The following is a 12,071-nucleotide window of genomic DNA, read 5'->3' on the forward strand; positions in this document are numbered from 1 at the left end:
TTGTTAACATAATTTATCACCCAATAATATTTTATATTAAAAAGAAAAAAGTGTCGACTTTGTCGACACTCTGAGAGCAGTAAAATTACTGCTCTTTTCTTATTATCTTTCTCATATCTCCAATCATGTATAAAGACCCACTTACAACAAGAATATCTTTTTTACCTAATTTATTATGCGCGTATTTATAAGCTTCTTCATAGTTTTCTAAAGCAACAGTTTTTATTCCAAAACCATCTATCTTATCTTTCAAATCTAAAGCAAGTTCAGCTCTATCAGAATGAGGGGTTACAGCAACTACTTCAGTAGCTTCTAGACAAATTTCTTCAATCATCTCATCTACTTGTTTATCTGCCAAAATTCCTAAAATTAATATCATTTTTTCATACTCAAAATATTTGTGTATATTTTGCTTAAGGGCTTTTATACCATCTATGTTATGAGCTCCATCTATTATAACAAATGGATTCCTTTTAAGAATCTCCATTCTTCCAATCCATTTTACCTTCTTTATTCCTCTTAAGATATGCTCATCTGAAACATTAACATTAAAGTTATCTCTTAATACCTCTATTGTAGTTATAGCTGTATTACAATTAAATATTTGATGTTCACCAAGTAGAGGAAGCTCATATATCTTCTTTTTACCGCCTTCAACTCTTTCAAATATTTGATAACTTTCATGTTCTCCATGAACAAAATCCAATACCTTTACTTGCTCCTTTTGTGTGTAAATTATATTAGAGTTTTTTGTTTTTGCAATATCCTCTATAACCTCTGTAACCTGATCCACTTGAGGATATAAAACTAAAGGAGTTTTTTCTTTTATTATCCCAGCTTTTTCTTTAGCAATATCTCTTATATCATTTCCTAGAATATTCATATGGTCATAACTTATAGAAGTAATTACTGATACTAAAGGGTTAATTACATTAGTTGAATCTAATCTCCCTCCAAGTCCTACTTCAATTACACCAAAGTCAATCTTCTTATCACTAAAGTATTTAAACATGACGCAGGTTATGATTTCAAACTCTGTAGGTGCATGAAATCCCTCTTCGATTACCTTTGGTATTATCTCTTTGACTTCCATTACTACTTTAACTAAATCTTCTTTAGATATATTTTCTCTATTAATTTGAATTCTTTCCTCAAACTCTTCTAAAAAAGGTGAAGTATACATACCAACTTTATATCCTGCTTCAATTAAAATACTCGTAATCATTGATGTAGTTGAACCTTTTCCATTAGTTCCTGCAACATGAATTAATTTTAACTGTTTATGGGGATTTCCAAGAAGCTCTAATATACGCTCTGTTCTTTCCAGCCCAAAATTCATTCCGAATTTACCTAAATCATGTATATACTTCATACATTCTTTATAATCCATTTTTTCCTCCAAAGTTTAAGCTTCCTTTAATACTTTTTCTTTTATAACTCTCATAACTCCATCTTCATCATTAGTTTTAGCTAAAAATCTGCTATGTTTTTTTACTCCTTCTGGTGCATTCATCATTGCATAACTGTGATATGCCTCTTGAAGCATTTCAACATCATTAAAATAATCTCCAAAAACCATAGTTTCATTTTTATCTATGTTTAATAGCTTTTGAATAACCTTTAAAGAATTCCCTTTATTAGCATCTTTATTTATTAGATCAAGCCAATCTTTACCTGAAACAGTTACCTTGTATTTTTCTCCCCATACTGGGCTCATCACTTTGTTAGAATTCTCAGCAGCTCCAAAGCTGTCAAATAAACTAACTTTCATAAATTCATCTTTAGCTTCAAGTAAACTTTCTACAACTTCATATTTATGATAATATTTTTTAACCTCAGTTAAAAATCTCTCTTCTGTGTTTTCAATATAAGCACCATTTTTACCACAAAGTACAATGTCAACTCCTGGTATTCCTCTTGAAGATTCAATTATTTTTATAACCTCTTCTTTTGAAATAATGGAGGAATATAATTCCTTGTTTTTATATACAACATAAGCTCCATTTTCAGCTAAAAACACCATATCATCTTTTATATTACTGAAAGTATTTTTAAGAGTATAATATTGTCTACCACTAGCAGCAACTAAAACTACTCCCTTATTTATAAGCTTATCTGCTACTTTGTCAAAATCCTCTGGTAAATTTCCTTTTGAGTTTAAAAGTGTACCATCCATATCACTTGCAATTAGTTTAATCATATTATATCTAAACCTCCATAAATTACTTCTTATATTACAACTTTTAATGTATTTAACTTGTCCCCATTATTCTATCACATATAATTAAATGATGGAATGATTTAATCATCCCATCATTTACATACTATTCTAATGCTTTTATTCTTGCTATAACTGATTCAAGCATTTCTTTATACTTTTCACCTTTAGCTTTTTCAGCTTCAACTACATCAGCTGGAGCTTTAGCTGTAAATCTTTCATTTGAAAGTTTTTTATCAACTCTGTCTATTTCAGCTTCAAGTTTAGCTTTTTCTTTGTTTAATCTATCTAGTTCCTTTTCTCTGTCAACTAGGTCAAGAAGTGGCATAAATAACTCCCCAACTTCAACAACTACAGAAACTGCGTTTTCAGGAACTAAAGTTTTCTCTTCTATAAACTCAACTTCTGATGCAGAAGCTAACTTCTCCATATAAGAAATTCCATTTAAGAAAGCATCTTTAGCTTCTTTATTTATATATGCAATTACTTTTGCTTTTCTTGATGGCGGTACATTCATTTCTGCTCTAACATTTCTAAGAGATTTAATTGAATCTATTATATAACCCATTTCTTTCTCAGCTTTAGTATCATGTAACTCTTCTTCATACTCTGGCCAAGTTGAGATAGTTATTGATTCAAACTCGTCACAAAGATGAGTATATATCTCTTCAGTTATAAATGGCATAACTGGATGTAATAACTTAAGTCCAGTTGATAAAACTTTGTAAATTACATTATATGCAATTCCTTTAGCTTTTTCATCTTCTCCATAGAATACAGGTTTAACAAGTTCTATATACCAGTCGCAAAGTTCATTCCACATAAAGTCATAAACCTTTTGAAGTGCAATACCAAGTTCAAATTTATCTAAGTTCTCAGTTGCTTCTTTAACTAAAGTAGTACATCTTGATAATATCCACTTGTCAGCAAGTGAGTAATCTTTTTCATCTTTGTACTTGTTCATAAGTTCTTTGTCTAAGTTCATCATTAAGAATCTTGAAGCATTCCAAATCTTGTTTGCAAAGTTTCTAGCTGATTCAACTCTTTCTGGGAAGTATCTTATATCATTTCCTGGAGCGTTTCCTGTAACTAACATGAATCTTAAAGCATCTGCGCCGTAAGTGTCTATTACTTCAAGAGGATCTACTCCGTTGCCTAAGGACTTACTCATCTTTTTACCTTCTGAATCTCTTATAATTCCATGTATAAGTACATGTTCAAAAGGAGTTTCTCCCATGTTGTGAAGTCCAGAAAATATCATTCTAGCAACCCAGAAGAAGATTATATCATATCCAGTAACTAAAACTGAGTTAGGATAGAAGTAGTTTAAGTCATCTGTCTTATCTGGCCAACCTAAAGTTGAGAACGGCCAAAGTGCAGATGAGAACCAAGTGTCAAGTACATCATCTTCTTGTCTTATCTTAGTTGAGGAACACTTGGTACAACTTTCAGGTGCATCTTCCTTTACCATCATCTCTCCACAATCTTCACAGTAGAATACAGGTATTCTGTGTCCCCACCAAAGTTGTCTTGATATACACCAATCTTGAATGTTTTCCATCCAGTTGAAGTAAGTCTTTTCAAATCTTTCTGGTACAAACTTAGTTTTCTTTTCTTTAACTACATCTACAGCAGGTTTTGCTAAAGATTCCATCTTAACATACCATTGTTTTGATATTATAGGTTCTATTACAACTCCACATCTATCATGAGTTCCTACATTGTGAACATGAGGTTTTATCTTAACTAGAAGTCCTTCTGAGTCTAAGTCTTTAACTATAGCTTTTCTTGCTTCATATCTATCAAGTCCAACATACTTTCCACCTAAAGAGTTTATAACTCCTCTGTCATCCATAACTCTGATTTCTTTAAGAGAGTGTCTTTTACCAACTTCATAGTCATTTGGATCATGTGCTGGAGTTATCTTAACTGCACCTGTACCAAACTCTATATCAACATAGTCATCAGCAACTACAGGTATTTCTCTATTAACTAGTGGGAGTATTAAAGTTTTACCTATTAAATGCTTAAATCTCTCATCATTTGGATTTACAGCAACAGCAGTATCTCCCAAAAGCGTTTCTGGTCTAGTTGTTGCTATTTCTAAAAACTCATCTGAGTCTTTTACTGGATACTTGATGTGCCAGAAGCTGCCTTCTTGTTCTTTATATTCAATTTCTGCATCAGATAAAGCAGTTTCACACTTAGGACACCAGTTAGTAATTCTATTTCCTTGGTAGATAAGTCCTTCATTGTACAACTTAACAAACACATGTCTAACAGCTTTGTTTAAGTTCTCATCCATAGTGAAAGCTTCTCTAGTAAAGTCTGCTGAAACCCCCATCTTTTTAAGTTGAGTTCTTATTCTTTCTCTGTACTCATCTGACCATTCCCAAACTTTCTCTAAGAATCCTTCTCTTCCAAGTTCTTTCTTAACTAGACCTTGTTTCAGAAGTTCATTCTCAACTTTAACTTCAGTTGCTATACTTGCATGGTCTTCACCAGGAACCCATAAAGTACAAAAACCTTGCATTCTTTTATATCTTATTAAAATATCTTGAAGTGTATTATCTAAAGCATGCCCAAGATGAAGTTTACCAGTTATATTTGGTGGTGGCATTACTATAGTATAAGGCTTTTTGCTTTTATCAACCTCTGGGGTAAAGTATTTTTTCTCTTCCCATGTTTTATATATCTTTTCTTCAAATTCTTTTGGATTATAGGTTGTTGAAATATTATTTTCACTCATTTTTTCTTCCTCCTCTTAATTTAGGTACATTTCTTTAAGCTAAAATATAGCTGTGCTTAAGTATTTTCTTTGCTTTCATCTTTTTGAACTTATATTTATCAATTTTATTCCCCAGGAAATATATGGAATAAAAAAAGAGTCTTCATCCTATAAAAGGACGAAGACTCGCGGTACCACCTTTATTTCTGCAATCATAAAAGATTATAGACTCTCATTACTTTAACGACATAGCTGCCGACTTTACCTACTTAAACTTTCAGCAAAGCTGCTCAAAAGCTACCTTCAAAACATCCGATATAGAAAATCTCACAGCCTAAGGATTTTCTTCTCTTAATATCATTACTGTTTTTACTCCTCTTTTTCATTGCATTTGTATATCCATATGAAATTATAAGATATATTCATATATTATAGTATTAAATGTAAAATTGTCAAGAAATTTTACACTTCTTTTTCAAGCCATAATACTTTTTTAGGTGCTTCCTTTTGTTCTAGGTTCTTAAAGGCAACTGACATCATAAGTTTAATTCTATTTAACTGATTAACTTCTGATGCACCTGGATCATAATCTACTGCAACTATGTTTGAAAGAGGATATTTATGCTTTAATGCCTTAATCATACCTTTTCCTGTAACATGGTTAGGCAAGCAAGCAAAAGGCTGCATACAAATTATGTTGTTAACTCCACTTTCTATAAGTTCTATCATTTCTGCTGTTAAAAACCATCCTTCTCCTGTTTGATTCCCTAGAGAAAGTATTTGAGATGCCATATCTCCTAATTCTTTTATATGCTTAGGTGCATGGAATCTGTTACTTTCGTCTAAAGCCTTCTTCATTTCTTTTCTATATAACTCCATAAACCATATAGCAAGCATTGAAATATTTCTGCTCTTTTTGCTTGCAGATAAGAATTTATATTTAAAGTCTGCATCATAAGCTGAGTAGAAGAAGAAGTCTAGAAGATCAGGCATAACTGCTTCTCCACCTTCATTTTCAATAACACTTACTGCATCATTGTTTGCAGTTGGATGGAACTTAACTAAAATCTCACCAACTAGTCCAACTTTAGGTTTCTTTATATCTAAAAGTTCTAGTTCATCAAACTCTTTAATAATATTTCTTATATTCTTTTTATAAGCATTAAAACTTCCACTTCTAACATTTTCTTTAGCTATATTTCTCCACTTATCATAAAGTTCATTTGCACTTCCAACCTCTTTTTCATAAGGTCTTACTTTATATAAAACTCTCATAAATAAATCACCATAAACTAATGACATTAATGCTTTATGAAGGAGTTTTGGTGTTATCTTAAATCCTGACTGTTTCTCAAGTCCAACAGCATTTAAAGATATAACTGGTATATTTTCAAAACCAGCTTCAATTAAAGCTTTTTTAAGGAATCCTATATAGTTTGTTGCTCTACATCCTCCACCTGTTTGAGAAATGATAACTGATGTATTATCTAAATCATACTCACCTGATTTTAAGGCATGTATTAGTTGTCCTATTACTATTATTGAAGGATAACAAGCGTCATTATTAACATATTTTAATCCCTCTTCTACAGCCATCTTATCAGTTGATGGTAAAACTACTAAGTTGTAGCCTGAAGAATTAAAAGCTTCCTGAACTAAATCAAAATGAATAGGAGACATTTGAGGTGACAATATTGTATGAGTTTTTCTCATTTCCTTAGTAAACTCTTTAGACTTATACTCAATCTTTTGCTTTATAGGAACATAGTTATTTCTTACTCTTTCTTCCATTGCAGCTATTAAGCTTCTAATTCTTATTCTTATAGCACCTAAATTATTTCCTTCATCTATTTTTAAAACAGTATATATTTTCCCAGCTGCACTTAATATCTCTTGAACCTGGTCAGTTGTAACTGCATCTAATCCACATCCAAATGAGTTTAATTGAACTAACTCTAGGTTGTCTTTTTTAGATACATATGTGGCTGCCCTATATAATCTTGAATGGTATGTCCATTGATCAACTATCTTAAGTGGTCTTTGGACCTCTGATAAATGAGCAACTGAATCTTCTGTTAAAACAGCCATTCCAAAGGAGGCTATTATATTAGGTATTCCGTGGTTTATTTCAGGGTCTACATGATATGGTCTTCCACTAAGTACTATACCCTTTTTACCTGTTTCTTCAAGATACTTTATTACTTCTTCCCCTTTGTTTCTTATATCTAAAACGTAGTTTTCTTTTTCTCTCCACGCTAAGTCTAGTGCTTTAGTACACTCATCTTTACTAATACCAAGTTCTTTAAACTCATGGATAAGTCTAACTAATAACTTATCTTTATCATGAAGTGCAAAGAAAGGATTCATAAACTTAACATCTTGCTCCTTAATAACATCCATATTAGCTCTTATAGCTTCTGGATACGAAGTTACTATAGGACAATTGTAGTGATTTCCCGCTGTAGGATCTTCTTTTACTTCATATGGAATACATGGATAGAAAATTGTTTTTACTCCTCTATTTATAAGAGCCATAATATGTCCGTGAACAAGCTTAGCTGGATAACAAGCTGATTCAGATGGTATAGTTTCTATTCCCATTTCGTATATAGCTTTTGAACTTCTAGGAGATAACTCAACTCTAAATCCTAACTCTGTTAAGAAAGTAAACCAAAATGGATAGTTTTCATATTGATTTAAAACTCTAGGTATTCCTATTATTCCTCTTTTAGCTTCTTCTTTCTTTAGTGGTATATATTTAAAAGTTCTTCTATATTTATAGTCATACAAATTAGGAACTTCTTCACTAGATACTCTACCTATAATAGGTCTTTCACATCTATTTCCTGATATAAAAGTTTCTCCATTTGAGAACTTATTTTTAGTTAACAAGCAGTTGTTTCCACAAAGTCCACATCTCTCAAGACTTGTATCAAAAGTAAAGCTTTCTAGTTCCTCTAAATGTACTAAAGTAGACTCATAACCTTGTGTATATCTTTCTTTTGAGATTAATGCAGCTCCAAAAGCTCCCATAAGACCAGCAATATCAGGTCTTATTACTTCTCTTTCTGAAACAAGTTCAAAACTTCTAAGTACAGCATCATTATAGAAAGTTCCACCTTGAACTATTATCTTCTTTCCCATTTCTTCTTTTTTTCTTATCTTAATAACTTTAAATAAAGCATTTTTTATAACAGAATAGGAAAGTCCAGCAGATATATCACCTACTGTTGCACCTTCTTTTTGAGATTGCTTAACTCTTGAATTCATAAACACTGTACATCTTGAGCCTAAGTCCACAGGGCTTGATGAGTATAAAGCTTCTTTAGCAAAATCTTTAACTTCCATATTTAAAGAATTAGCAAAGGTTTCTATAAATGATCCACATCCTGAAGAACAAGCTTCATTTAATAATATGCTGTCTATTACTCCATTTTTTATTCTTAGACATTTCATGTCTTGTCCACCAATATCTAAGATAAAATCAACTCCTGGTAAAAAGTTATCAGCAGCTTTATAGTGAGCTATAGTTTCTATTTCTCCAATATCTATATGAAGGGCAGCTTTAATTAAACTCTCACCATATCCAGTTATAGTAGAATTAACTATCTTAGTTTCTTTTGGCATCTTACTGTATATTTCTTTTAATATACCTACTACAGTTAATAAAGGACTTCCTTCATTTGATCCATAATAAGAATAAAGTAATTCTCCTGATTCACCTATTAATGCAGCTTTAGTTGTTGTAGATCCTGCATCAATACCTAAATAGGTATTTCCTTTATATAAACTTAAATCCCCTCTTTTTGCTTTATTGCCCTCATGTCTATTTCTAAATTCTATTAATTCCTCATCATCCTTAAATAAAGGTCTTAAAGTTTCTATTTCTTTATCTTGGAACTTTGATAATTCTTTCACTTTATCAACTATATTTTTAAACAAAACGCTATTTTCACCTTTTGAAGCTAAAGCTGCTCCTAAAGCCACAAATAATTGTGGGTTTTCTGGGAATATGACATCCTCTTCTTTTAACTCTAAGGTTTCTATAAATCTTTGTCTTAATTCTGATAAGAAATAAAGTGGTCCTCCTAAGAAAGCAACCTTTCCTCTAATTGGTTTTCCACAAGCTAATCCACTTATAGTTTGAGTTACAACTGCTTGAAGTACAGAAGCTGCTATATCTTCTTTTTTAGCACCTTCATTTATAAGAGGTTGTACATCAGTTTTCGCAAAAACTCCACATCTAGATGCAATAGGATATATAGTTCCATAACTTTTAGCTAAATCATTTAATCCTGTAGCATCAGTTTTTAGTAGTGAGGCCATCTGATCTATAAAGGCACCAGTACCACCTGCACAAGTTCCATTCATTCTTTGCTCTACTCCACCTTTGAAGTAAGTTATCTTAGCATCTTCTCCACCTAGTTCTATAGCTACATCTGTTTCCGGAACCATTTCCTCTATAGTTTTAGTACATGCTATAACCTCTTGTATAAAAGTAACATCTAGCCACTTTGAAACTGAAAGTCCACCAGATCCTGTAACATTAATTGTTATCTCAATATTTCCGAACTGTTTATAGGCTTCTCTAATAAGGCCAATAATTGTGCTTTTTATGTCAGAGAAGTGTCTCTTATATCTGCTATATACTATTTTATTTGCTGCATTTAAAATTACTAGTTTTACTGTAGTAGACCCTACATCCAACCCTAAATTATACATTTAATCGCTTCCTTTCAATAAAAATAAAAGCCTAATACTTATTATATTATTAAATAAATCCAATTTAAAGTATAGCTATTTAATTGTTAACAATGTTATGTTTTTGAATAATATTGTTATTTTTGTTAATAATGTCAATATGTAAATTATTTATATTATGGAGGATTTATGAGTTATTTTCAAGAGGGTAATAAACTATATAATAGTAAGAACTATCTAGAAGCATTAGATTATTACGAAAAAGCCATAAAACTTAAAGAAAACTTAGCCTGCTCATATTATAATGCAGGGGTATGTTTGATAAAAACTAAAGATTATTTAAATGCAATTACTTATATAAAAAAAGCTATAGATTTATCAGAAGATAGTAAATATTATTTTAATTTGGCTTATTCATATGCCATGCTTAATAATACTAGGAAAGCTTTGTTATACTTTAATAGAGCTTGGGCACTAAATAGCAAGGATGAAGATTGTGAAAAGGCAATAAATCTTCTTCTAAAAAAGGTTACATAGGGATTTCTTAATTTTTAAGAAATCCCTTACCATTCACCTATTACTTTTTCTTTTTTGTGATCTTCAAAAAAGTCCTTTGAATCAAAATAATTTCCACCTTTATAAAAAGTAGGATCTACATTTATCCATCTATCTTCCTCTTTTAAGTATACTTCGTTCCATGCATGTGCAACCCAAGTCTTTCCATCAAAACCTTGCCCTATTACTACTCTAACCTTTAATGAACTAGCTCTTGCCATTGCAGTAAATAGACATGCATAATCAAAACATATTCCTCTTCTATCTTTAAAAGTTACAATTGCACCTGATTTATTTCTGAAATTATCATTTAAAATCTCAGTTGCCTTATCATAGTCATATTCAACATTCGATCCAACCCAGGCATAAATAGCCTTAGCTTTCTCTTTATCCGAGGATCTTTTTCTTGTAATCTCATATGCCATATTATCAATTTCACTATTTGATTTTATTCCCTCTTCTAAAGTAATTCCATTGTAATATACAATCTCATTTACAATCTTATTACTCTCAACACTACCATTTGAGTTTCCTATTTGTTCTTTAACAATCTTAACCTTAATAGAATCACCGATTAAATTAGGCAAAGCTCTTGCAAAATTCGATGTTGATATTGGGTTGAATATCTTGCTATAAAAATATTTATAACTTTTCGAATTATTTACAAGAGTTGATAAGTTATCATTAGGAACAAATGACACAACTCCATGAACTATCATTCCAAACAATAAAGCCATTATTATTCCCTGAGGAATTCTAAATATAGCTCCTATAAATCCCTTTAATAAATTCCCTCCATTATCCCACACATTTTCAACTTTAGTCAATAAAGGCTTAAATATAAGTAGATTTAGTATAAAAAATGGAATGAAACATATCCCATATATTATTATAATACTTATTAACAAGAAAATGTAATAAGAAATTTGCGGATATTTTTCAGTAAAATTACTTAAATTTATAGATATGCTTTGGATAAAGTCAATATCAAAGAAATAACTTCTATTTAAAAAGTTAATTGTTATTATAAATGAGGTAACAAAACATATACTTTCCTCAATACCCCTAATTATTTTCATAAGGTCATTTGCTCTAAATCCTCTTATTACTCCAAATATTATAGGCAACAAAAAACATACTAGAAATAAAAAGTCTATACTATAATCTTTCATAACTCACCCTCATTAATCATTAAAATCAAGTTCTACGATTTTTTTCGTTACTTTCTTACAAGTATCATAGTCATATCCTTTTGTCATTAAAAATCTTATAAGTTTGTTTGATAATTTATACTTATCACTTTCACCTTTTGAAATAACAGCATATTTTTTATACGCTAATTTTTCAGCTACTTCCAGTTCTGAATCTTTATCAACCATATCAAGATTACTTTTTATAAACTCTTCATCTACTCCCTTTCTAATAAGAGAGTACTTTATTTTGTTTTTTCCAGAAAGTTTAATTTTATCTTTAATATACATTTGAGCATATTTCTCATCATTTATAAAATTATACTCCTTAAGAAACTCAATAGCTCTTTGAATAGAATTTTCACTAAATTCTTTAGTTAATAACTTCTCTCTTACTTCTTTTTCAGTTTTATAAGATCTTTCCATCATCTTTAAAGCAGCACTTTTACATTTTAAGTACTCTTCCTGTTCTATAACTTCCCTAAGTTCATCAACATTAACGACCTTGCCCTTAGTAAGATTATAATTATACACAAGTTCCCCAAAACAAGCAAATGCAAACTCATCATCTATAAAAACATTAACTCTATCTTTATTTCGTTTCCCAACCTCTATCTTAGTGATTTTATTCAAATAACTTCAACCTTTCTTAACTCCTTAATATAAAATGATTAGACTG

The 12,071-nt window shown here is 30.7% G+C and carries 7 protein-coding genes and 1 other annotated feature; of the genes, 1 reads left to right on the forward strand and 6 read right to left on the reverse strand.

All coding sequences use genetic code 11. The features are described 5' to 3' along the window. Positions 1–85 precede the first annotated feature (85 nt). The 4 genes from L1S49_RS01785 to L1S49_RS01800 all read right to left on the reverse strand — a co-directional run bounded on the left by L1S49_RS01785 (position 86) and on the right by L1S49_RS01800 (position 9,668). Positions 86–1,390: a folylpolyglutamate synthase/dihydrofolate synthase family protein gene (locus tag L1S49_RS01785; protein WP_238902311.1), complete on the reverse strand. Its 1,305-nt coding sequence runs from the start codon at positions 1,388–1,390 to the stop codon at positions 86–88. A gap of 15 nt (positions 1,391–1,405) precedes the next feature. Beyond that, positions 1,406–2,200, reverse strand: a complete 795-nt coding sequence (locus L1S49_RS01790; protein WP_238902312.1) for an HAD family hydrolase — start codon at positions 2,198–2,200, stop codon at positions 1,406–1,408. Between the two features lie 124 nt (positions 2,201–2,324). Beyond that, on the reverse strand, positions 2,325–4,967 hold the full coding sequence (locus L1S49_RS01795; protein WP_238902313.1) for a valine--tRNA ligase: 2,643 nt from the start codon (positions 4,965–4,967) through the stop codon (positions 2,325–2,327). A gap of 150 nt (positions 4,968–5,117) precedes the next feature. Further along, positions 5,118–5,341, reverse strand: a binding site (T-box leader). Between the two features lie 67 nt (positions 5,342–5,408). Beyond that, on the reverse strand, positions 5,409–9,668 hold the full coding sequence (locus L1S49_RS01800; protein WP_238902314.1) for a 2-hydroxyacyl-CoA dehydratase: 4,260 nt from the start codon (positions 9,666–9,668) through the stop codon (positions 5,409–5,411). A gap of 168 nt (positions 9,669–9,836) precedes the next feature. Between L1S49_RS01800 and L1S49_RS01805 the strand changes: the two genes are divergently transcribed. Further along, positions 9,837–10,184 carry a tetratricopeptide repeat protein gene (locus tag L1S49_RS01805; RefSeq protein ID WP_073019889.1) on the forward strand — a complete coding sequence of 116 codons (348 nt, stop codon included), beginning with the start codon at positions 9,837–9,839 and terminating at the stop codon, positions 10,182–10,184. Between the two features lie 26 nt (positions 10,185–10,210). On the opposite strand, the gene L1S49_RS01810 is transcribed toward L1S49_RS01805, so the two are convergent. After that, the gene (locus L1S49_RS01810) at positions 10,211–11,374 is read right to left on the reverse strand and encodes a transglutaminase-like domain-containing protein (RefSeq protein ID WP_238902315.1); all 1,164 of its coding nucleotides are present in this window, start codon (positions 11,372–11,374) and stop codon (positions 10,211–10,213) included. Between the two features lie 12 nt (positions 11,375–11,386). Next, positions 11,387–12,025 (reverse strand): recombination regulator RecX, encoded by a 639-nt coding sequence (gene recX / locus L1S49_RS01815; RefSeq protein WP_238902316.1) that lies wholly within the window; start codon positions 12,023–12,025, stop codon positions 11,387–11,389. Positions 12,026–12,071: the final 46 nt, after the last annotated feature.

Origin of the sequence: Clostridium sp. YIM B02506 (genome assembly GCF_022324845.1) — a bacterium.
In the GTDB taxonomy this organism is placed as follows: domain Bacteria; phylum Bacillota; class Clostridia; order Clostridiales; family Clostridiaceae; genus Clostridium_T; species Clostridium_T intestinale.

Excerpts from the sequence above, each read along its gene's own strand:
- L1S49_RS01795 (WP_238902313.1), bottom strand. The coding sequence starts at position 4,967 with ATGAGTGAAAATAATATTTCAACAACCTATAATCCAAAAGAATTTGAA.
- L1S49_RS01810 (WP_238902315.1), bottom strand. The coding sequence starts at position 11,374 with ATGAAAGATTATAGTATAGACTTTTTATTTCTAGTATGTTTTTTGTTG.
- L1S49_RS01785 (WP_238902311.1), bottom strand. The coding sequence starts at position 1,390 with ATGGATTATAAAGAATGTATGAAGTATATACATGATTTAGGTAAATTC.
- L1S49_RS01805 (WP_073019889.1), top strand. The coding sequence starts at position 9,837 with ATGAGTTATTTTCAAGAGGGTAATAAACTATATAATAGTAAGAACTAT.
- L1S49_RS01790 (WP_238902312.1), bottom strand. The coding sequence starts at position 2,200 with ATGATTAAACTAATTGCAAGTGATATGGATGGTACACTTTTAAACTCA.
- L1S49_RS01800 (WP_238902314.1), bottom strand. The coding sequence starts at position 9,668 with ATGTATAATTTAGGGTTGGATGTAGGGTCTACTACAGTAAAACTAGTA.